General features: G+C 74.2%; 22 protein-coding genes and 2 tRNA genes. 13 read left to right on the top strand and 11 right to left on the bottom strand.

Annotation, left to right across the window (positions count from 1 at the left end):
- Positions 1–16 precede the first annotated feature (16 nt).
- Complete coding sequence (locus AC3D3D_RS06340) at positions 17–661, bottom strand: TetR/AcrR family transcriptional regulator (protein WP_463662605.1); 645 nt, start codon at positions 659–661, stop codon at positions 17–19.
- 83 nt (positions 662–744) lie between these two features.
- Here AC3D3D_RS06340 and AC3D3D_RS06335 point away from each other — a divergent pair.
- The 12 genes from AC3D3D_RS06335 to AC3D3D_RS06280 all read left to right on the top strand — a co-directional run bounded on the left by AC3D3D_RS06335 (position 745) and on the right by AC3D3D_RS06280 (position 13,514).
- Positions 745–816: transfer RNA gene (locus tag AC3D3D_RS06335), tRNA-Gln, on the top strand.
- Between the two features lie 108 nt (positions 817–924).
- A complete protein-coding gene (gene glmU, locus AC3D3D_RS06330; protein ID WP_463662606.1) occupies positions 925–2,430 on the top strand; it encodes a bifunctional UDP-N-acetylglucosamine diphosphorylase/glucosamine-1-phosphate N-acetyltransferase GlmU in 1,506 nt (501 codons plus the stop codon).
- On the top strand, positions 2,427–3,401 hold the full coding sequence (locus tag AC3D3D_RS06325; RefSeq protein ID WP_463662607.1) for a ribose-phosphate diphosphokinase: 975 nt from the start codon (positions 2,427–2,429) through the stop codon (positions 3,399–3,401). The genes glmU and AC3D3D_RS06325 overlap by 4 nt, the downstream gene beginning before the upstream one ends.
- Positions 3,402–3,654: 253 nt before the next feature.
- Entirely contained in the window at positions 3,655–4,308 is a 654-nt protein-coding gene (locus AC3D3D_RS06320) for a 50S ribosomal protein L25/general stress protein Ctc (RefSeq protein ID WP_463662608.1), read from the top strand.
- A 66-nt stretch (positions 4,309–4,374) separates the two neighbouring features.
- Positions 4,375–4,977, top strand: a complete 603-nt coding sequence (pth, locus tag AC3D3D_RS06315; RefSeq protein WP_463662609.1) for an aminoacyl-tRNA hydrolase — start codon at positions 4,375–4,377, stop codon at positions 4,975–4,977.
- A gap of 55 nt (positions 4,978–5,032) precedes the next feature.
- On the top strand, positions 5,033–8,656 hold the full coding sequence (gene mfd, locus AC3D3D_RS06310) for a transcription-repair coupling factor (protein ID WP_463662610.1): 3,624 nt from the start codon (positions 5,033–5,035) through the stop codon (positions 8,654–8,656).
- Positions 8,653–9,063, top strand: coding sequence for a hypothetical protein (locus tag AC3D3D_RS06305; protein ID WP_463662611.1), 411 nt, complete (start codon positions 8,653–8,655; stop codon positions 9,061–9,063). The genes mfd and AC3D3D_RS06305 overlap by 4 nt, the downstream gene beginning before the upstream one ends.
- A gap of 49 nt (positions 9,064–9,112) precedes the next feature.
- The gene (locus tag AC3D3D_RS06300) at positions 9,113–9,652 is read left to right on the top strand and encodes a SurA N-terminal domain-containing protein (protein ID WP_463662612.1); all 540 of its coding nucleotides are present in this window, start codon (positions 9,113–9,115) and stop codon (positions 9,650–9,652) included.
- A 126-nt stretch (positions 9,653–9,778) separates the two neighbouring features.
- Positions 9,779–11,059: a phosphopyruvate hydratase gene (eno, locus tag AC3D3D_RS06295; protein ID WP_463662613.1), complete on the top strand. Its 1,281-nt coding sequence runs from the start codon at positions 9,779–9,781 to the stop codon at positions 11,057–11,059.
- Between the two features lie 173 nt (positions 11,060–11,232).
- Positions 11,233–11,976 carry an FtsB family cell division protein gene (locus AC3D3D_RS06290; protein WP_463662614.1) on the top strand — a complete coding sequence of 248 codons (744 nt, stop codon included), beginning with the start codon at positions 11,233–11,235 and terminating at the stop codon, positions 11,974–11,976.
- Position 11,977: 1 nt separating this feature from the next.
- Complete coding sequence (locus tag AC3D3D_RS06285; protein ID WP_463662615.1) at positions 11,978–12,529, top strand: DUF501 domain-containing protein; 552 nt, start codon at positions 11,978–11,980, stop codon at positions 12,527–12,529.
- Positions 12,530–12,563: 34 nt separating this feature from the next.
- Positions 12,564–13,514 (top strand): Ppx/GppA phosphatase family protein, encoded by a 951-nt coding sequence (locus AC3D3D_RS06280; protein ID WP_463662616.1) that lies wholly within the window; start codon positions 12,564–12,566, stop codon positions 13,512–13,514.
- A gap of 28 nt (positions 13,515–13,542) precedes the next feature.
- On the opposite strand, the gene AC3D3D_RS06275 is transcribed toward AC3D3D_RS06280, so the two are convergent.
- The 10 genes from AC3D3D_RS06275 to AC3D3D_RS06230 all read right to left on the bottom strand — a co-directional run bounded on the left by AC3D3D_RS06275 (position 13,543) and on the right by AC3D3D_RS06230 (position 21,055).
- Positions 13,543–13,905 carry an anti-sigma factor domain-containing protein gene (locus AC3D3D_RS06275; protein WP_488512625.1) on the bottom strand — a complete coding sequence of 121 codons (363 nt, stop codon included), beginning with the start codon at positions 13,903–13,905 and terminating at the stop codon, positions 13,543–13,545.
- A 42-nt stretch (positions 13,906–13,947) separates the two neighbouring features.
- Complete coding sequence (locus AC3D3D_RS06270; protein WP_463662617.1) at positions 13,948–14,310, bottom strand: hypothetical protein; 363 nt, start codon at positions 14,308–14,310, stop codon at positions 13,948–13,950.
- Positions 14,307–14,639, bottom strand: a complete 333-nt coding sequence (locus AC3D3D_RS06265) for a sigma factor-like helix-turn-helix DNA-binding protein (RefSeq protein ID WP_463662618.1) — start codon at positions 14,637–14,639, stop codon at positions 14,307–14,309. Before AC3D3D_RS06265 ends, AC3D3D_RS06270 begins: the two co-directional genes overlap by 4 nt.
- A 220-nt stretch (positions 14,640–14,859) precedes the next feature.
- Positions 14,860–15,348 (bottom strand): cation:proton antiporter, encoded by a 489-nt coding sequence (locus AC3D3D_RS06260; RefSeq protein WP_463662619.1) that lies wholly within the window; start codon positions 15,346–15,348, stop codon positions 14,860–14,862.
- The gene (locus tag AC3D3D_RS06255) at positions 15,345–15,602 is read right to left on the bottom strand and encodes an MrpF/PhaF family protein (RefSeq protein WP_463662620.1); all 258 of its coding nucleotides are present in this window, start codon (positions 15,600–15,602) and stop codon (positions 15,345–15,347) included. Before AC3D3D_RS06255 ends, AC3D3D_RS06260 begins: the two co-directional genes overlap by 4 nt.
- Positions 15,599–15,961 carry a Na+/H+ antiporter subunit E gene (locus tag AC3D3D_RS06250; protein ID WP_463662621.1) on the bottom strand — a complete coding sequence of 121 codons (363 nt, stop codon included), beginning with the start codon at positions 15,959–15,961 and terminating at the stop codon, positions 15,599–15,601. The genes AC3D3D_RS06255 and AC3D3D_RS06250 overlap by 4 nt, the downstream gene beginning before the upstream one ends.
- Positions 15,958–17,550 (bottom strand): monovalent cation/H+ antiporter subunit D family protein, encoded by a 1,593-nt coding sequence (locus AC3D3D_RS06245; RefSeq protein WP_463662622.1) that lies wholly within the window; start codon positions 17,548–17,550, stop codon positions 15,958–15,960. Before AC3D3D_RS06245 ends, AC3D3D_RS06250 begins: the two co-directional genes overlap by 4 nt.
- Positions 17,547–17,972, bottom strand: coding sequence for a cation:proton antiporter subunit C (locus AC3D3D_RS06240; RefSeq protein ID WP_463662623.1), 426 nt, complete (start codon positions 17,970–17,972; stop codon positions 17,547–17,549). The genes AC3D3D_RS06245 and AC3D3D_RS06240 overlap by 4 nt, the downstream gene beginning before the upstream one ends.
- Positions 17,969–20,857 carry a DUF4040 family protein gene (locus AC3D3D_RS06235; protein ID WP_488512554.1) on the bottom strand — a complete coding sequence of 963 codons (2,889 nt, stop codon included), beginning with the start codon at positions 20,855–20,857 and terminating at the stop codon, positions 17,969–17,971. Before AC3D3D_RS06235 ends, AC3D3D_RS06240 begins: the two co-directional genes overlap by 4 nt.
- A gap of 66 nt (positions 20,858–20,923) precedes the next feature.
- The gene (locus tag AC3D3D_RS06230) at positions 20,924–21,055 is read right to left on the bottom strand and encodes a hypothetical protein (protein ID WP_463662625.1); all 132 of its coding nucleotides are present in this window, start codon (positions 21,053–21,055) and stop codon (positions 20,924–20,926) included.
- A gap of 108 nt (positions 21,056–21,163) precedes the next feature.
- On the opposite strand from AC3D3D_RS06230, the gene AC3D3D_RS06225 reads away from it, so the two are divergent.
- Positions 21,164–21,239, top strand: a tRNA-Leu gene (locus tag AC3D3D_RS06225).
- Positions 21,240–21,322 lie beyond the last annotated feature (83 nt).

The following is a 21,322-nucleotide window of genomic DNA, read 5'->3' as shown; positions in this document are numbered from 1 at the left end:
CTGTCATATGCTCGCGTCATCGGCCGTCGTCGAGGAGGCGGGGCTCGCGGCGCAGCCCCTCCAGCCCGTGCCAGGCCAGGTTGACCACGTGGGCGGCCACGTCCTGCTTGCGCGGGGAGCGGTTGTCGAGCCACCACTGGCCGGTCAGCGCGATAAGTCCCACCAGCATCTGCGCGTACAGCGGGGCGACCCGGGTGTCGAAGCCGCGGGCGCGGAACTGGGCGGCCAGCAGGTGCTCGACGTGCGTGGCGACGTCCCCGATGAGCGAGGAGAAGGTGCCGGTGGCCTGGGCGACGGGGGAGTCGCGGACGAGGATGCGGAACCCGTCGGTGTGCTCCTCGATGTAGTCCAGCAGGGCCAGCGTGGTCCGCTCGACGATGAGCCGGGGGTGCCCGCCCTGCTCGATGGACCCCAGCAGCACGGACTCCAGGAGCTGGACCTCCCGGTCGACGACGACCGCGTAGATCCCCTCCTTGCCGCCGAAGTGCTCGTAGACCACCGGGCGGGAGACCTTCGCGCGCTGGGCGACCTCCTCGACCGAGGTGCCCTCGAAGCCCTTCTCGGCGAACAGGGTGCGCGCGACGGCGACGAGCTGCTCGCGGCGCTGCCCGGCCGACATCCGGGTGCGCTGCCTGCCACTGTCCTTGGTCACCCGAGCCATTGTGCCCGGCGCCGGTGGCGAGCCGCCCCGTGCGGGTTTGGCAGGATGGGGCACCGCCGGTGCCGCGCCGCCGGTCGCGGCGGTCCGCCCTGGTGTAACGGCAGCACGCAGGCCTTTGGTGCCTTGAGGTCCGGGTTCGAGTCCTGGGGGCGGAGCGGGACGCCCGCCGCCGCGCCGCCGCGCGGTGGTCCGGCCCGGCGGTACAGTGGCACGGCCCGCGGCTCCGCCGGGGCACCTCCGCCGTCGTGACCGAGGAGAACTGCGTGAGCCCCACCCGTCCGGCTGCCGTCGTCGTGCTCGCTGCCGGGGCAGGGACCCGCATGCGGTCCGCGACCCCCAAGGTGCTCCACGCGGTCGGGGGGCGCACCCTCCTCGGCCACGCGATGGCGGCCGCCCGCGCGGTCGACCCGGAGCGGCTGGCGGTGGTCGTGCGCCACGAGCGCGAGCGCGTCGTCGAGTTCGTCAGCGGCGTCGACCCCGCCGCGCTGCTCGTCGACCAGGACGAGATCCCCGGCACCGGCCGCGCCGTGCAGTGCGCGCTCGAGCAGCTCGACGCCGCCGCCCGCACCGACGGCCCGCTCCTCGTGATGGCGGGCGACACCCCCCTGCTCGACGGCGAGACCCTGGCCGCCCTGGTCGAGGCGCACACCACCGGCGGCCACGCCATCACCGTGCTCACCGCCGAGGTCGGGCACCCCTTCGGCTACGGCCGGGTGCTGCGCGAGGGCGAGCAGGTGGTCGGCATCGTCGAGGAGCGCGACGCCACGGACGCGCAGCGGTCGATCACCGAGATCAACACCTCCACCTACGTCTTCGAGTCCGCCGTCCTGCGCGAGGCGCTCGCCGGCCTGGGCACGGACAACGACCAGGGCGAGGTCTACCTCACCGACGTCGTCGCGGCCGCGCACCGCCGGGGCCTGCCGGTGCGCGCGCTGACCGTCGACGACCCGGCCACGGTCGAGGGCGTCAACGACCGGGTCCAGCTCGCCGCGAGCGCCGCCCGCCTCAACGACCGCATCCTCACCCGGTGGATGCGCGCGGGCGTGACGGTCGTCGACCCCGGCACCACCTGGGTCGACGTCGACGTCGAGCTCGCCCGGGACGTGACCATCGAGCCGGGCACCCAGCTGCGCGGGACCACCGTCATCGGCGAGGGCGCCACCGTGGGCCCCGAGACGACCCTGACCGACTGCGAGGTCGGGGCCGGCGCGCACGTGGTGCGCACCCACGCCGAGCTCGCCCAGGTCCTGCCCGGGGCGAGCGTGGGTCCCTTCGCCTACCTGCGGCCGGGCACCGTCGTCGGCGAGGACGCCAAGGTGGGCACCTTCGTCGAGCTCAAGAACTCCACCCTGGGCCCCGGCGCGAAGGTCCCCCACCTCAGCTACGTCGGCGACGCGGACATCGGGGAGGGCACGAACATCGGCGCTGCCTCGGTGTTCGTCAACTACGACGGCGTGCACAAGCACCGCTCACGCATCGGCGCGCACGCCCGCACCGGTGCGGACAACATGTTCGTAGCCCCGGTCGAGGTCGGCGACGGCGCGTACACCGGCGCCGGCACGATCGTGCGGCACGACGTCCCGGCCGGTGCGCTGGCGTTCAACGACTTCGGCCAGAAGGTCCTCGAGGGCTGGGTCGAGGAGCGGCGGCCCGGGACGGCGGCGGCCCGCGCGGCCGCCGCGGCCAGGGCCGCGGACGAGGACACCGGCCCGGGCACCGCCGGGCCGACGGACGGCGCCGAGGCGCCCGGCGAGGGGAGAGCGCGATGACCGGCATCCATGCGAGCGGCGAGAAGCGACTGGTGTTCGTCGGCGGCCGGGCGCACCCCGAGCTGGCCGCGCACGTCGCCAGCGAGCTCGGCATCGACCCGCTGCCGACCACCGCCTACGACTTCGCCAACGGCGAGATCTACGTGCGCTTCGACGAGTCGGTGCGCGGGACGGACGCCTTCGTCCTGCAGTCGCACACCACCCCGATCAACCAGTGGCTCATGGAGCAGCTGATCATGGTCGACACACTCAAGCGGGCCTCGGCCAAGCGGATCACCGTCGTCGCGCCGTTCTACCCCTACGCCCGGCAGGACAAGAAGCACCGCGGCCGCGAGCCGATCTCGGCCCGCCTGGTCGCCGACCTGTACAAGACCGCCGGCGCCGACCGGCTGATGAGCGTGGACCTGCACGCCGCCCAGACCCAGGGCTTCTTCGACGGCCCGGTCGACCACCTCTTCGCCATGCCGATCCTCGTGGACTACGTGCGCGGGCGGATCGACCTCAACAACGCCGCCGTCGTCTCCCCGGACGCCGGCCGCATCCGGGTGGCCGAGCAGTGGGCGGACAAGCTCGGCGGCGTGCCGCTGGCCTTCGTGCACAAGACGCGGGACATCACCAAGCCGAACCAGGCCGTGGCCAACCGGGTGGTCGGCGACGTCGAGGGGCGCACGTGCGTGCTCGTCGACGACCTCATCGACACCGGCGGCACGATCGCCGAGGCCGTCAAGGTCCTCCTCGCCGCCGGCGCGAAGGACGTCCTCGTCGCCGCCACCCACGGCGTGCTCTCCGACCCGGCCACGCAGCGGCTCTCGGACTGCGGGGCGCGCGAGATCGTCGTCACCGACACGCTGCCGATCACCAAGCACTTCCCGCAGCTGACCGTGCTGCCGATCGCCCCGCTGCTGGCCCGCGCCATCCGCGAGGTCTTCGACGACGGCTCGGTCACCTCGCTGTTCGAGGGCCGCTCCTGACCGGAGGGGACCCGTTCCTGACCGGTCGTGGGACCGGCGCCGCGCGGCGCCGGTGTGCCGCAGGCCGCACGGGGAGGGCCTGACCGCGCCCGGATGAGCCGCTAGACTCCTGTGGTTGCCTCGGCGAGGGACGACGGACGGGCAGGCGCCCGCGGTCGTCCGTGATTCGACGCGGTGGAGCCCTCCGCGTCCGCCCGCCGTCCCGCGTCGAGGCCCGCCGCCACGACCAGCCACGACACCATCTGGAGCACGCATGGCCGACAAGACCGTCATCACCGCCACGACCCGTACCGAGTTCGGCAAGGGCGCCGCGCGCCGCACCCGCCGCGAGGGTCTCGTCCCGGTCGTGCTGTACGGCCACGGCACCGACCCCCAGCACCTCGCGCTGCCGTCGCACGAGACCTTCCTCGCGCTGCGCGGCAACGCCAACGCCCTGCTCACCCTCGACATCGACGGCACCGAGCAGCTCGCGCTGACCAAGGACGTCCAGGTCGACCCGGTCAAGCGCACCATCGAGCACGTCGACCTGCTCGTCGTCCGCAAGGGTGAGAAGGTCGACGTCGACGTCGCGGTGTACACCGAGGGCGAGACCTTCCCCGGCACGATCCACACCGTCGAGAGCCAGACCCTGGCCGTCACCGCCGACGCGACCAACATCCCCGAGAGCGTCGTCGTCGACATCGAGGGCCTCGAGGACGGCAGCGCCGTGCGCGTCGCGGACCTGCCCGCCATCGCCGGCGTCGAGTTCACCGACGACCCGGAGACCGTCGTCGTGCTCGTCTCCGTCCCGCGCGTGGACGAGGCCGACCTGGAGACCCCTGCCGCCGAGGACGAGGAGGGTGCCGAGGCGCCCGCCGCCGACGCCGAGGCGCCCGCCGAGGAGTCCGAGTCCTCCGACGAGGACTGACCCGTCCGAGGACGAGATGCGGGCGGGCCGGCCAGGCGCCGGCCCGCCCGTGAGGAGTGACTGCCCGTGGCTGACAGCGACCTGTGGCTCGTGGTGGGCCTGGGCAACCCCGGTCCCCGGTACGCCGGGAACCGGCACAACGTCGGCCAGCTGGTCGTCGAGCTCCTCGCAGCCCGCGCGGGCACGCAGTTCACCACCCACCGCTCGCGCGCGACCGTGGCCGACGTCCGCCTCGGCACCGCCCCCGGGGGCGCGCCCGGTCCGCGGGCCCTGCTGGCCCGGCCCGGCAGCTACATGAACCTCTCCGGCCCGCCCGTGGCCGCACTCGCACAGTTCCACTCGATCGACCCGCAGCACGTGCTCGTGGTGCACGACGAGCTCGACCTGCCGCCGGAGTCGCTGCGCCTCAAGCTCGGCGGCGGCGAGGGCGGGCACAACGGCCTGCGCTCGATCACCCGGGCGCTGGGCACGAAGGACTACGCGCGCCTGCGGGTGGGCATCGGCCGGCCGCCGGGCCGCATGGACGCCGCCGACTACGTCCTGCAGAACTTCTCGCCGACCGAGCGCACCGAGCTCGGGGTCACGCTCGAGATCGCCGCGGACACGGTGACCGACGTCGTCGCCCACGGCCTGCAGCCCACCCAGATGCGGCTGCACACCGCGGGCTGAGCACCCGCGCGGTCCGTAGACTTCCCCCGCTCATCTCCGACGTCCTGGAGGACCCGTGTCCCTCACCGGACTGCTTCCCCTGCTGCGCGAGGACCCGGCGATCGCCGCGCTCACCGCGGCAGCCGCGTCCCCCGTCCTCGAGCCGCACCGGTCCACCACCGCCCCCGACGGCGTGCGGCCGGGCATCATCGCCGAGCTCGCCGCCACGGGACGCACCGTCGTGCTCGTCACCGCCACGGGCCGTGACGCCGACGACCTCGCCGCCGGGGTGCGCGAGTTCCTCCCCGACGACGACGTGGCGACCATCCCCGCCTGGGAGACCCTCCCGCACGAGCGGCTCTCCCCGCGCTCGGACACCGTGGCCCGTCGGCTGGCCACGCTGCGCCGCCTCGTGCACCCCGGGCCCGAGCCGCGCACGGCCCGTCCGCGCGTGGTCACGGTCCCGGTGCGCGCCCTGCTCCAGCCGATCGTGCGCGGCCTCGCCGACCTCGAGCCGGTGCGCGTCCAGGTCGGCGACGTCATCGCCCTGGACGACCTCGTCCGCTCCCTGGAGGCCGCCGCCTACACCCGCACCGACATGGTCGAGAAGCGCGGGGAGTACGCCGTGCGCGGCGGCATCGTCGACGTCTTCCCGCCCACCGACCCCCATCCGCTGCGCCTCGAGCTGTTCGGCGACGACGTCGAGGAGATCCGGCGCTTCTCGGTGGCCGACCAGCGCAGCCTCGAGGTCGCCGAGGAGGGCCTGTGGGCCCCGCCGTGCCGCGAGCTGCTGCTCACCGAGCAGGTGCGGGCCCGCGCCAAGGAGCTCGTGGCCACCGTGCCCTCGGCGGCCCCGATGCTCGAGCGCATCGCCGAGGGCGTGGCCGTGGAGGGCATGGAGGCGCTGAGCCCTGTGCTCGCCGACGGTCTCGAGCCCATCCTCGACCTGCTGCCCGAGCGGTCCCTCGTCATGCTGATCGACCCCGAGCGGGTGCGGCGCCGGGCCGCCGACCTCGTCGCCACCACCGAGGAGTTCCTCGCCGCGGCCTGGACCTCGGCCGCCTCGGGCGCCGAGGTGCCGCTGGACCTGCGCTCCGCCGCCTTCGCCGAGCTCGACGAGGCCCGCGCGCTGGCCCTGGCCAAGGGGCAGGGCTGGTGGAGCCTGACCTCGCTGCCCACCGACGCCGAGCTCGACGACGTCCCGGCCGCCGGCTCGGCCGTGGCCGCCGCGGGGGTCGTCCCCGCCGACGAGCACGTCGTGGCCGCCCGGGACACGCGCCGCTACCGGGGCGACGTCGCCGGCGCCCTGCGCGACCTCGGCACCCTCGTCCACGACCGGTGGCGCATCGTGCTCACCACCCAGGGCGCGGGACCGGCGCGGCGCATGCGCGACTCCCTGGCGGAGGCCGAGGTGCCCGCGCGCCTGGTCACCGGTCTGCACGAGATGCCCGAGGAGGGCATCGTCACCATCACCCACCCCGGCCTCGGCCGCGGCTTCGTGCTCGAGGAGCAGCGCCTCGCGGTCGTCACCGAGCCGGACCTCACCGGCCGGCCGGGCTCCTCGACGCGCGAGATGCGCAAGATGCCGGCCCGCCGGCGCACCGCCGTCGACCCGCTCTCGCTGCAGCCGGGCGACCTCGTCGTGCACTCCCAGCACGGCGTCGGACGGTTCGTCGAGCTCGTCTCGCGGACCGTGGGCAAGGGGGAGGCCGCCACCACCCGGGAGTACCTCGTCATCGAGTACGCCCCCTCCAAGCGGGGCCAGCCCGGCGACCGGCTGTTCGCCCCCACCGACGCCCTGGACCAGGTCTCCCGCTACGTGGGCGGCGAGGCGCCGGCGCTGAACAAGATGGGCGGTTCGGACTGGGCGGCGGCCAAGCGCAAGGCCCGCAAGGCCGTCCGCGAGATCGCCGGCGAGCTCGTCCGCCTCTACTCGGCCCGGCAGGCCACGGTCGGCCACACCTTCGGCCCGGACACCCCCTGGCAGCGCGAGCTCGAGGACGCCTTCCCCTACACCGAGACCCCCGACCAGCTCGGGGCGATCGACGAGGTCAAGGCGGACATGGAGAAGGCCATGCCGATGGACCGTCTCATCTCCGGCGACGTCGGCTACGGCAAGACCGAGATCGCGGTGCGCGCCGCCTTCAAGGCGGTGCAGGACGGCAAGCAGGTCGCCGTCCTCGTCCCGACGACGCTGCTGGTCAACCAGCACCTGGACACGTTCTCCGAGCGGTACGCCGGCTTCCCGGTCAACGTCGCGGCGCTGTCCCGGTTCCAGACCACGGCCGAGGCCACGCAGGTGCGCGAGGGGCTCGCGGCCGGCTCGATCGACGTCGTCATCGGCACGCACACCCTCCTCACCGGGCAGGTGCGGTTCAAGGACCTCGGCCTGGTGATCATCGACGAGGAGCAGCGCTTCGGCGTCGAGCACAAGGAGACGCTGACCCAGCTGCGCACCAACGTCGACGTGCTGTCGATGTCGGCGACCCCCATCCCGCGCACGCTGGAGATGGCGGTGACCGGCATCCGCGAGATGTCGACGCTGGCGACCCCGCCCGAGGAGCGCCACCCGGTGCTCACCTACGTGGGGGCCAAGGAGGACAAGCAGCTCGCCGCCGCGATCCGCCGCGAGCTCCTGCGCGAGGGCCAGGTCTTCTACGTGCACAACAAGGTGCGCTCGATCAACGCCACCGCCGCGCGCCTGGCCGAGCTCGTCCCCGAGGCGCGCATCGGCGTCGCCCACGGGCAGATGAACGAGCACGAGCTGGAGTCGGTCATCCAGGACTTCTGGGACCGCAGCATCGACGTCCTCGTCTGCACGACGATCATCGAGACCGGCCTGGACATCTCCAACGCCAACACCCTCATCGTCGAGCGGGCCGACACCTTCGGCCTGTCCCAGCTCCACCAGCTGCGCGGGCGCGTGGGGCGCGGCCGGGAGCGCGCCTACGGGTACTTCCTCTACGACGCCGACAAGCCCCTGACCGAGACCGCCCACGACCGGCTGAGCACGATCGCCTCGCACACCGAGCTCGGCTCCGGCATCCAGGTGGCGATGAAGGACCTCGAGATCCGCGGCGCCGGCAACCTGCTGGGGGCCGACCAGTCCGGGCACATCGAGGGCGTCGGCTTCGACATGTACGTGCGGATGATCTCCGAGGCCGTCAGCGCCTGGCGGGACGGCAAGGTCGAGCCCGAGCGGGTCGACGTCCGCGTCGAGCTGCCGATCGACGCCCACGTGCCCACCGACTACGTCGACACCGAGCGCCTGCGCCTGGAGGTCTACGCCAAGATCGCCGCCGCCGAGGGCGACGAGGGCATCGAGGCGGTGCGCGAGGAGCTGATCGACCGCTACGGCCCGGTGCCCGAGAGCGTGGAGCGGCTCTTCGCCGTCGCGCGCCTGCGGATGCACGCCCGGGCCGCGGGCGTGCAGGAGATCACCGCGCAGGGCAAGTACGTGCGGTTCTTCCCCGTCGAGCTCGCCGAGTCGCAGTCGATGCGGCTCACCCGCGTGCACAAGGGAACCGTGCTCAAGGCCGCCGTGCGCACCGCGCTGGTGCCCTGGCCGCTCACGGCGCCGGTGGCCGGCCGCCCGCTCAGCGACATCGCCCTGCTCGACTGGGTCGAGGACGTCGTCGCCCTGCTCGGGTCGCCGGTCGGCAGCAGCGCGGGTGGCACGGGGTCCGGCGGCTCGCGATGAGACCGCCCCGCCCCCGCCCGACGGCGGTGCTCGCCCTGGTCGGGTGCCTCGCCGTCGGGGGGCTGCTGGGTGCCGCTCCGGCCGCGGGCGCGGGGACCGGCGAGACCGTGGTGGCCTCCCCGCTCGTGGCGACCACGGACGAGGCTGCATCGGACGAGGCCGCGTCCGGCGGGTCCGCCTCCGACGAGGCCGCCTCGGGGGGCGGCTCCGGCCTGGCGGACCGGCTCGTCGGCACCGGCGAGGCGCCGTCGCAGGGCTTCCGGCACGTCGAGCGGGTGGAGGTGCCCTTCGGCATGCAGCCCTGGCTCGTGCGCACCGCGACCGTCACCACCCTCGCGCTGGCCGGGGTCGGCGTCGCGCTCGCCGCCACCTCCGCGCCGCGCAGGACGGGCCGTCGGCGCGGATAGCATGGGACCCGCCCGGGCCGGCCCCGCGGCGTCAGATCGAGGAGGAACTGTGGCTCGAACCATCCGTCAGGCGATCGTGCCGGCGCTCGCGCTGGGCGCGCTGCTCGCCGGCTGCTCGGCGAACCCGGGCACGGCCGCCGTCATCGACGGCGAGGAGATGTCCGAGCGCGAGGCCCAGGAGCTGGCCGCCGAGCTGACCGCGCTGAGCACCCAGGAGATCCCCACCGCGCAGGCGGTGATCGCGACCGCCCAGAGTGAGGCGATCCTCCAGGCCGCCGCCGAGTCCGGCATCTCGGTCCCGCGCGCCGAGGTGATCACCCAGCTCGAGAACCTGGCCGCCCAGTCCGGGTACGACCCCGGGCCCGACGGCTTCCTCGAGGACACGATCACGTTCCTCAACGGCCAGCTGGTGGTGACCCCGCTCTCCGAGGACCCGAACGCCGTCGACCGGTTCAACGAGCTGGTCGGCCAGATCGAGATCGAGCTCAACCCCCGCTACGGCACCTACGACGGCATGCAGGTCGTCGCGCCGGCGCACCCCTGGCTCTACCAGCCCGAGGCCGTCGAGGCGATGCCCACCCAGCCCTGAGCAGGTGCCCGGGCCACGCCCCCGGGCGGTGCGTCCCACCGGGACGGGGGGCCCTGACCCGAGCGCGCCGCGGGTACTAGCGTGGGGCCTGTCATCTTCCAGGCATCCACCACTTGAGGAGCACCTGTGGCCACCATTCTCGAAGTAGGCGCACGCGAGATTCTCGACTCGCGCGGCAACCCGACCGTGGAGGTCGAGGTCGGTCTCGACGACGGCAGCACGGGCCGCGCGGGCGTCCCCTCCGGCGCGTCGACCGGCGCGTTCGAGGCCGTCGAGCTGCGCGACTCGGGCGACAAGCGGTACGGCGGCAAGGGCGTCCAGCAGGCACGGGACAACGTCCTGGACATCCTCGCCCCGGAGATCCTCGGCCTCGAGGCCTCCGAGCAGCGTCTCGTCGACCAGGTCCTGCTCGACCTGGACGGCTCGGCCAACAAGGGCAAGGTCGGCGCCAACGCCATCCTCGGCGTCTCGCTGGCCGTGGCCAAGGCCGCCGCGGAGTCGGCCGGCCTGCCGCTCTACCGCTACATCGGCGGCCCGAACGCGCACCTGCTGCCGGTCCCGATGATGAACATCCTCAACGGTGGCTCGCACGCGGACTCCAACGTGGACATCCAGGAGTTCATGATCGCCCCGATCGGCGCGGCCAGCTTCTCCGAGGCGCTGCGTCAGGGCGCGGAGGTCTACCACGCGCTGAAGTCCGTCCTCAAGGGCCGCGGCCTGGCCACCGGCCTGGGTGACGAGGGTGGCTTCGCCCCGAACCTCGGCTCCAACCGCGAGGCCCTCGACCTCATCCTCGAGGCCATCGGCAAGGCCGGCCTGCAGCCGGGCACCGACATCGCGCTCGCGCTCGACGTCGCCTCGACGGAGTTCTTCTCCGCCGGCGCCTACCAGTTCGAGGGCAAGGGCACCTCGACCGACGAGATGGTCGCGTACTACACCCAGCTCGTCGCCGACTACCCGCTGGTCTCCATCGAGGACCCGCTGAGCGAGGACGAGTGGGGCGCCTGGTCGCAGCTCGTCGCCGCGATCGGCGACAAGGTGCAGATCGTCGGCGACGACCTGTTCGTCACCAACCCCGAGCGCCTCGCCCGCGGCATCGCCGAGCGGTCGGCCAACTCGCTGCTGGTCAAGGTCAACCAGATCGGTTCGCTGACCGAGACCCTCGACGCCGTGGCCCTGGCCCAGCGCTCGGGATTCACCGCGATGGTCTCCCACCGCTCCGGCGAGACCGAGGACGTGACGATCGCCGACCTGTCGGTGGCCGTGAACTCGGGCCAGATCAAGACCGGTGCGCCGGCCCGTGGCGAGCGCGTGGCCAAGTACAACCAGCTGCTGCGCATCGAGGAGGAGCTGGACGAGGCGGCGGAGTACGCCGGCCGCAGCGCCTTCCCGCGTCACCAGGCCTGACCTGACATCGTCGAGGGGGCGGTCGGTCAGCCACCGACCGCCCCCTCGACGCATGTCCGCGGGTGGCGGCACGGTGACCGGGCCCGCGCCGCGGTGCCGTCGGTGGCGGGCGTGACGAGACTCGCGACGCGCCGGTCCGTGCGCCTTGCCGGGGCGTGGTGGACCATGGGCAGGTGCCTCGTCCGTCCTCCCCGCGCAAGCCCGCGGCGCCGCGTCCCCCCTCGGGGCGGGGCTCCCGCTCGCGCCCCTCGGGCCGGACGCGCTCCGGTGCGGCCGCCGGTGAGCGGCCCTCGGCCGGCACCGGTCGGGCTCGGACCGCATCGACCTCGTCGAGCACGCCGGGCAAGGCGGGCGGAGCGCGGGGCAGCCGCCGACTGACGATCGAGACGCCCGACGGCAACCGCCCCCTGCTCTCGCTGCGGGCGCTGGCGCTCGTCCTCACCCTGCTGGTCGCCTTCGCCATCGTCGCGCCGACCGCCCGGCACGCGCTGGTCCAGGCCGAGGAGCTGCGCTCGGCCGAGGACGCGCTCGAGCGGGCCCACGAGACCGAGCAGCGCCTCGCCGACGAGCTCGCGCTGTGGGAGGACCCCGAGTACGTCCAGGCGCAGGCCCGCGACCGGCTCGGCTACATCATGCCCGGCGAGACCCCGTTCGTCGTCGTCGACCCGGAGTCGGTGACCGGCGGCCTGTCCGAGGCGGAGGCCGAGGAGGCCGAGCGGGAGGAGGCGCTGGCGGCGTCGCGTCCCTGGTACCTCAACCTCCAGGAGTCGGTGGAGGAGGCCGGCCGGGTGCCGACCGAGGGGACCGCGACGGGCGAGGCCCCCGTCGACGAGGTGCCCGAGCCGGAGCTGCCGCCCGAGACCCCCTCGGAGGCACCGTCCGGCGAGCTGCCCACCTCCGAACCGCTGGCGGACTGACATGGGCGAGCAGCAACCCGGCCCCGGGGGCGGCGACGGTGCACCGGTCGCGACCGACGGCGCACCGGTCGCCCAGGCCGATCTCGACGCGCTGCGCGAGCAGCTCGGCCGCGTCCCGCGCGGGGTCGTCGCCGTCGCCGCGCGCTGCCGCCACGGCCGGCCCACGGTGGTGCGCACGGCTCCGCGGCTGGAGGACGGCACCCCCTTCCCGACGTCGTACTACCTCACCTGCCCACCCGCCACGCGGGCCGTCTCCACCCTGGAGGCCGAGCAGACGATGGCCGGCATGCAGGCGCGGCTGGCCGAGGACCCCGCCCTGGCCGCCGCCTACCGCGCCGCCCACGAGGACTACCTCGCGCGCCGGGCGGAGCTCGGGCATGTCGAGGAGATCGAGGGGATCTCCGCGGGCGGGATGCCCGAGCGGGTCAAGTGCCTGCACGCGCTGCTCGCGCACACCCTCGCCGTCGGGCGGGGGGTCAACCCCTTCGGCGACGAGACGCTCGACCTGCTGTCCGAGCGCGGGCTGTGGTCGCCCGGGACGTGCACCTGCTGACCTCCGTGTCCCACCGGCGTGGCAGCATGTCCCGGTGACTCGAGTGGCAGCGATCGACTGCGGGACCAACTCCATCCGCCTCCTGGTGGCCGACGTGCCGGGCACCAGCGGCGGGCCGCTGACCGACGTCGTGCGCGAGATGCGCGTGGTCCGGCTCGGCCAGGGGGTCGACCGCACCGGCCGCCTCGACGAGACCGCCCTCGCCCGCACCTTCGACGCCGCCCGCGAGTACGCGCGCCTGTGCCGGGAGCACGAGGTCGAGGCGCTGCGGTTCGTCGCCACCTCCGCCACCCGCGACGCCGAGAACCGGCAGGTCTTCGTCGACGGGATCCGCGAGATCCTCGGCGTGGACCCCGAGGTCGTCACCGGCGACGTCGAGGCGGGCCTGTCGTTCGCGGGCGCCGCCTCGGTGCTGCCCGCGGGGACGCCCGGGCCGGTGGTCGTCGTCGACATCGGCGGTGGCAGCACCGAGCTGGTCGTCGGCGACCCGGCGGGCGGTGAGCCGACCGCTGCGGTCTCCCTCGACGTCGGCTGCGTGCGCCTGACCGAGCGGCACCTGCTCGACGACCCACCCACGGCCGAGCAGGTCGCGGCCGCGCGGGCGGACGTCCGCGCGCTGCTCGAGTCGGCCGACCTGCCGTTGGCGGGAGCGCGCTCGCTCATCGGGGTCGCGGGGTCGGTCACCACGGTCACCGCGCATGCACTGGAGCTGCCGCGCTACGACCCGGAGCGGATCCACGGCGCGGCGCTGCCGGAGGACGCCGTTCTCGCCGCCTGTGCCGAGCTGCTCGGCGCCACCCGGGAGGAGCGCGCGGCGCTGCCGTTCATGCATCCCGGGCGGACCGACGTCATCGGCGGGGGAGCGCTCGTCTGGAGCGAGGTCGTGCGCCACGTCTCCGAGCGAAGCGGCGGCGCCGCGACCCGGGAGGTCCTCACCTCCGAGCACGACATCCTCGACGGCATCGCGCTGGCGCTGGCCGGCTGACCGGTCGCCGGCCGGAGCAGCAGCGGGCCTACCCCGCGGCGATCGTGCGGATCGGGTCCGAGGTGGGGAGCGGGGAGCCCCCGGCCGGCTCGACCGTGACGCCGAGGACGGCACCCTCGCCCAGGTCGGGGACCTCGGCGCGTGTGCGCCCGTCCTCGACCGGGAGGACGCCCGCGGAGACGACGTCCTCGCCGTGGATGAGCCAGAGCTGGTAGTCGTTCCCGTCGCCGACGTCGGGCAGGTCGTCCGCGAGGAAGAGCGCCTCGCCGCCGGCCGCCACCGCGACGACGAGCTCGGCACCCGGCAGGGAGAGCGTGTCGGCGATCTCGGCGACATGGGACTCCGCCCGCTCGGCCCGCTGGTACTGCTGGACCGCGAGCGCCCCGGGGATCGCGGCGGCGAGCAGGATCGACGCCGCAAGGGCCCACCGGGTCTACGGGCGTGGCCGCCGGGCCGCAGGTCCGGCGCCGGCGTCCGGACCCGTGCCGGCCTCGGGACGCGCCGGGTCGGTGTGCGCCTCCCCGGCCGGCCGGAGGTGCGCCCGACCCCGGGGCGGGGCGGCCCCCTCCTGCGGGGTGTCGCGGACGGCGTCGAGCACCCGTGACCGCAGCTCCGGGGGCGGGGCTGCGGCGGCACCGGCCGCGAGCCCGGCCGCGGTCTCGAGCAGGCTGCGGGCCTCCGCGGCGAGGGTCGGGTCGGCGCGGACGGCGCGCTCGACCCGCGCGCGCTCGTCGTCGTCGACCGCGTCGAGCGCCCAGGCGGGCAGGAGGTCGCGCACGTCGTCGTTCTCGCTCACCGGTTCACGCCCAGGCAGTCACGGAGCCGGGCCAGGCCGTCCTTGATGCGGGACTTGACGGTCGGCGCCGCGGCACCGAGGTCGGCCGCGACCTCGCGGTAGGTGCGGCCCCCGAAGTATGCGCGCTCGATGGCGTCGCGCGGGAGGTCGGTGAGCCGGTCGAGGCAGGTGCCGAGCCGCGCGCGCTCCTTCGCGTCCTCGGCCGCCTCGGCCACCTCGTCGAAGGCCGCCTCGTCGCCGGTCCGCACGCGGTCCATGAGCAGCGCCAGACGCCGATGGCGTTGAGCGCGGTTCGGCGCCGGGCCGACGACGTTGTCGGACGGGGTCACGTCGTCAGTGTGGCAGGGCGGGTCAGCACCCGGTGCGCGGGAGGACGCCCGGCCCGGGCACTCCGAGAAGCGGTGGTGCGTCCGGCGCGTCGTCGATCAGGTCTCGTCGTGTGCGTGGTGACCTCCTGGCGGTGGGCGGCGTCCGTCGTCGCCGCCTCCTGCCGAGGGTTCGGAGCGGACGCCCGGCCGGATGGGTGGCCGAATTGTCGGTCGGTCACGCTCACGACGGCGGTGCGCCGGCCGCGTCCGGACCGGGGCCGCGGGTGCCGGGAGCGTCCGGGGCTGCACCGTGGGTGCCTGGACCGCCGGGGCCTGCGCCGTCGTCGCCGTCCTCGCCCGGGACGTCGGCGACGGCGCTGCCCGCCGCGGCGCCCCTGCGCGCGGTCTCGTCGGCGAGCTCGTCGAAGTTCTTCCGCAGCAGCGGTGTGCGCACGAGGTAGGCGGACCTGGCCACGGCCATGGTGCCGACCGAGGAGGTGGCCAGGTGCAGCCCGATCACCAGCACGGCGAGCACCAGGTTGCGCCACGAGGGGGCGAGCAGCAGGCAGCCGAGCACCATGAGGATGACGCCGAACCCGCCGGCGGTCCCGACGGCGGACATGCGCATGTAGGCGTCGGGGAAGCGGACGAGGCCGAGGGCCGCCGTCGCGAACACGAGCGCGCCGAGGACGACGACGATGTTGCCCGCGACGTTCATCCAGTCGTTCATCGCCGCCCCCTCGTCAGGGCCCGGCCGAGCGAGATCGCGCTGAGGAACGCGACCAGCGCGACGACGAGGACGAGGTCGAAGGTGAACGGGATGTCCGACCACACCCCGATGAGCAGCAGCAGGGCGATGACGCCGAAGGTCAGCAGGTCGGCGCCGACCGCCCGGTCGGCGTCGCTGGGACCGACGAACATCCGGTACGTGGCCACCGCGACCGCCAGGCCGACGGCGACGACGGCGATCACCACTCCGATCATGACCGGTCTCCCTTCCGACGGACGGCGTGCAGCAGGTGGTTCTCCATGTCGCGCAGGTCCCGGCACATGTCCTCGGCGTCGCTGTTGTACAGGCCGTGGACGTAGAGGACCCGGTCCCCGCCGGGCCCGTCGCGCTCGGTGCCGATCGTCAACGTGCCCGGTGTCAGGGTGATGAGCGCGGCCAGCAGGGTGAGCTCGAGGTCCGTGCGGCACCGGGTCACCAGCCGCGCGATCCCCGGCGTCGAGTCCTGCCCGGGGGTGAGGTTGTCGCGCAGGACCGCGACGTTCGACAGCACCAGCTGCCCCGCGTACCACAGGGCGAAGGCGACGATCCGCAGCGGCCAGGTCACCCAGGTCATCGCCCGATCACCGCCTCGACGTAGCCGGACGTGTCGAGCAGGCCCGCCGCCGCCGTCTCCGAGAGGGAGAGGAGGAGCTCGGCACCGATCCCCAGACTGAGGGTGATCGCCGCGAGGACGGCGCCCGGCGCGGCCAGGGCGAGACCGATGCGCCGCTTCTCCGGGGCGTCCTCGAGGTCGTCGTCGGCCGCGGCCGCGGCTGTGGTCGAGTGCGCGGTCGTGGTCGCCGTACCGGTGGCGGCCGGCGGCCCCGCGGCTGTTCCTACGCCCACGGGCTGCTGCGTCTTCCGCGCACGGTCCCAGAACACGCCCGACCAGATCTTCAGCATCGACTGCAGGGTGATGAGGCTGACCACGAGCATGACGACGACTGCTGCGATCTCCCCCAGGTCGACGGCGGCCGTGATGAGCGACAGCTTGGCCACGAACCCCGAGAACGGCGGCAGGCCGGCGAGCGACAGGGCCGCGACGAAGAAGGCGACCGCGACCAGCGGCTCCCGGCGGGCGATGCCCGTGACGGCCCCGATCCGTCCCGTCCCGTACCGGTCCTCGACGGCGCCGGCCGACAGGAACAGCGAGGCCTTGACGATCATGTGGTGCAGCTGGTAGAAGATCCCGGCGGTGAGCCCGGCCATGGTGAACAGGGCGACACCGAGGAGGATGTAGCCGATCTGGCTGACCATGTGGAAGGTGAGGATCTCGCGCGAGGTGCTCTGTCCGACGGCGCCGAGCACCCCGACCACCATCGTCGCGCCGAACAGCACGACGCCGATCCACAGGTAGCGGCTGTCGCCGTCGAAGGCCACCGCGTAGATCCGGTAGATCGCGTAGATGGCGACCTTGGTGTGCAGGCCGGAGAACAGGGCGGTCACCGCGGGGGAGGTGGCCGGGTAGGCGTTGGCGAGCCAGCCGTGGACGGGCACGACGGCGGCCTTGATCCCCAGGGCGAACAGGGCGACGGCGAAGCCGGCGGCGACCATGCCGTCCTCCTTCGCGGCGCCCGCGAGCTCGGCCAGGTTGACCGTCCCCGCCGCCCCGTAGACCAGGCCGACACCGGCGACGAAGGTCGTCGAGGTCAGCATGTTGATGGTGACGTAGAGGCGGGCCCCGGCCACCTGTCGCAGCGTCGCCGAACTCCGCCTGGCGAGGATGTACAGGCCGTAGGACGGCAGCAGCATGACCTCGATGAAGACGAAGAGGTTGAAGATGTCCGCCGTCAGCAGGGCCCCGTTGACCCCCGCGGTCAGCACCAGCAGCAGCGGGGCGAAGTACCTCGAGCGGGCGGTCGCGGAGGCGAACGCGAAGGCGCTGCACGCCAGGGTGAGGATGCCGGTGACCACGAGCATGAGCGCGGTGAACATGTCGGCCGCGAAGGGGATGGCGATCCCCACCGGCCAGGTGCCCACGCCGTGCGCCATCGCCCCGCCGTCGCGGAGGTGGACGACGAGCGCGACGGCCGCGGTCAGCGACGCCGCCAGCGTGGCGAACAGGGCGACGCCGTGCAGGCGGGGACGGTCGCCGACCATGACGAGCAGACCCCCCATCGCCAGGGGGACGGCCACGAGGAGCGGCAGGAGGGCGGCGCTCATCGCGTCACCTCCGCACGGGCGTCGGCGTCCTCGAGGTCGGACCAGTCGCCGTCGGGGGTGAGGCCGTCCGCGTCACCGAGGCGCTCGGGCCCGGCGCCGTCGTCGTCCGTGAGCGTCCCGTCGGAGGTGTCGTCGTCCTCGCCGCCGCTGACCGCGAGGACGAGCATGACGACGGTGATCGCGAACGCGATGACGATGGCGGTGAGGATGAAGGCCTGGGGGAGCGGGTCCGCGGTGGCGGTGGCGTCCTCGGGGGACCCGAAGGGCATCGAGCGACGGGAGGTGCCGCCGGACGCGATGAGCACGAGGTTGGCGGCGTGGCCGAGCAGGACGAAGCCCAGGACGACGCGCAGCATCTCGCGCTGCATCATAAGGTAGACGGCGCCGGCGGCCAGCAGGGCGGCCGTGAGTGCGACGGTCATCGCACGGACTCCTCTCGCGCGGCGGGTTCGGCAGGCTCGGCGGGTTCGCCCGGTCCGGGGGGTGCACCGGGCGCGCCGGTGGCGGCGTCGCCCGAGGCCCGTCCCGCGATCCGCGGCCGGCCGAGGAGGTTGAAGGAGGCGAGGATGACGCCGAGCACCGCCAGGTAGACCCCGACGTCGAAGATGAGGGCCGAGGTGAGCTTGTAGCCCAGGACGTCCACGTGCAGCGGCGCGAGCAGCGACCCGCCGAGGTAGCCGACGACCCCGGTCACCGCGCCCACGACGATGCCGGACCCGGCGAGCAGCAGGTAGGGGCCGCGGATGCGCGGGGCCTGGTCGGACGGGGCGGAGAGGTAGAGCAGCGCGCAGCCCGCGCCGCCGACGAGGGCGGCGATGAACCCGCCGCCAGGCTCCTGGTGGCCGCGCAGCAGCAGGACGAGCGACAGGACGACGGCGAGCGGCCCGACCACGCGGGCGACGGTGCGGATGAACACCGTGTTCTCCTGCGGGTCGGCCAGCGGCGAGCGCGGGTCGGTGGCCGACGGCAGCGAGGGGGTGGGGCGCCGCGCGTCGAGCATCGCGGCGACGACCACCGCCGCCACCCCGAGCACGGTGAGCTCGCCGAGGGTGTCCAGCGCACGGAAGTCGACGAGGATCGTGTTGACGATGTTCGCCCCGCCGGTCGTCGCCTCGCCCTCGGCCAGGTAGTAGAGGCTCGCGTCGGAGGGGTCGCGGCGACCGGTGAGCGCCCAGACCCCGACGAAGGTGGCGAACCCGGCGGCGAGCGCGGCGACGACGGGACCCACCTGGCGGCGACGCCGGACGCGGCGGAACCGCTCGGGCAGGCGGCGCAGGAGCAGCACCATCACGCAGACGGTGAGGATCTCGACGAGGAGCTGCGTCATCGCCACGTCCGCGGCGCCCAGGGTGAAGAACCACAGGGTCATCGAGAAGCCGGCGACGCCGGTGACCACGATCGCCGAGACCCGGGTGCGGGCCCGGACCGCGGCGAGGACACCGGCCGCGACCAGGGCGACGAGCACCCAGTCCAGCGGCCGGGACCGGTCGCCGACGACGTCGGGCAGGGTGTCGGTCCGTGCGAGCGTCCAGGCGGCGATGACGCCGAGGCACAGGGCGGGCAGCGCCAGGTGCAGGCGCGGCGAGGCCGAACCGGTGACCCGGCCGACCGCGCCGCCGAGGGCGATCGTCCCGCGCCGCAGCGCATCCACGACGTCGAGACCGGAGACCGGCAGGGCGAGCGGGGCGACGACCGTCTCGACGCGGGCCCGGCCGAGGACCAGCAGCGTGCCGACGGTGAGCACCCCGAGCGAGACCAGCAGCGCGGGCGTGACGCCGTGCCAGAGCGCGAGGTGGGCCTCGGAGGCGTGGCCCGTTGCGCCGGTCGCCCCGGCCGTGACGAGCGGGTCGAGCAGCGACGGCGCGAGACCGAGCACGAGGCAGCCCAGGGCGCCGAGCACCGGCATCGCGAGGAAGGTCGGGTGGGCCTCGTGGAGGTGGCGCGCCTCGTCCGCCGGTGCCGGTGCCGCCGTCGCCGCGGCCGACCGCGTCCGCGGGCCGCCCGTCCCGCGTCCGGCCGCCCCGAGCACGAGGCGGGCGGAGTAGGCGAAGGTGAGCACCGACGTCGCGGCGACCGCCGCGGTGAGGACCGCCGGGACCCAGTCGGGGCCAGGGGTGCCGAGGAAGGCGTCGAGCAGCGACTCCTTCGACAAGAAGCCGAGGAGCAGCGGGACCCCGGCCATCGAGGCTGCCGCGAGTCCCGCGGCGGTGACGGTGACCGGCATGCGGACCTGCATCGCGGCGAGCTTGCGCAGGTCGCGGGTGCCGGCCTCGTGGTCGACGACGCCGACGAGCATGAACAGGGTGGCCTTGAAGATCGCGTGGGCGACGGTGTGTACGACGGCGGCCGTGAGCGCGGCCTCGGTGCCGACGCCGATCGCCGCGACGAGCAGCCCGAGCTGGCTGATCGTCGAGTAGGCGAGCAGCTCCTTGAGGTCGTGGCGGCGCAGTGCTCCCGCGGCGCCGAGCAGGGCCGTGACCAGTCCGGAGCAGATGAGCAGCCACGACCAGACCGGGACGTCCGAGAGCACGGGGGAGAAGCGCAGAAGGAGGTAGATGCCGGCCTTGACCATGGCCGCCGCGTGCAGGTAGGTCGAGACCGGCGTGATGGCGACCATCGAGTCCGGGAGCCAGGCCTGGAACGGGAACTGGGCGGACTTGGTGAAGGCGGCGACGGCGAGCAGGACGGCGACCGTCGTGGTGAAGGTGCCGCCCTCCCCCCAGGCGGGGTGGGCGAGGACCTCGCTGATCCTGCTGGTCCCCGTCTCGACGATCATCACCACGACGGCGGCCAGCAGGCTCAGCCCGCCGGCGACCGTGACGAGCAGGGTGCGCACGGCCGGCTCGTGGGCGTGCGGGCCCGAGCGCGAGATGAGGAAGAACGAGCTGAGCGTGGTGATCTCCCAGGCGACGAAGAGGACCACCAGGTCGTCGGAGAGGACCAGCAGCGTCATCGCCGCGGCGAAGAGCGTCATCAGCAGGTAGAACCTGCCGTGCGTCCCGCCGCCGAGGTAGCGGGTGGAGTAGAGCAGCACCGCCGCGCCGATGACCAGCACGAGCATGGTGAACACGAGCGCGAGCCCGTCGAGCCGCAGCGCCAGGTCGATCCCGAGCGTCGGCATCCACGACCAGGACTCCGCGACCGGGGCGTCGGCGCCGGACCACGCGGAGACGGTGAGGCCGGCGGCGGCGAGCAGCGGGACGGCGAGCAGGGCGCCGGCGCCCCGGCCGAGGACGCGGCCGAGCGGGCCGGCGGCCACGCACGCCACGAGCGTGACCAGGAGGACGAGGAGGAGCAACGGTGCCACCAAGGGGGAGGGGGACGGATCAGGCCGGTGCGACGGTCGGCGCGCCGATGCGCGACGCCGTCGGGCTCAGGTCCTCGGCGGGAAGCCGGCCAGCAGCGCGCCCCAGGTCGACGCCTGCCCGTTCGTGCCCACGTGCACGGGCAGGAGGCGCTCGCCCGCGACGGGGCGGGCGCAGCTGGGGTCGACGTCGACTGGCATCGGCGGCAGTCTAAGCGCGGTCGGCGGGTGCCGTGGCGCAGTTTCCTCCTGTTGTCTGGAGGTGTCGTCCGGTCGGTGCGGTGCGCCGGTTTGGCACGATAGGCGCTCGCCCCCATAGCCCAACGGCAGAGGCAGCCGGCTTAAACCCGGCCCAGTGCGGGTTCGAGTCCCGCTGGGGGCACCACCGCCGTGCCCCTGCGTCGAGAGGATGGGCTGTGCCACGAGAGGATGGACTCAGGACATCCTCTCGTGACTCGCCCCATCCTC

The organism is Georgenia sp. X1117 (assembly GCF_057784635.1).
Note: the sequence above shows the minus strand (reverse complement) of the source record. Positions and strands in the feature narration are given on the sequence as shown.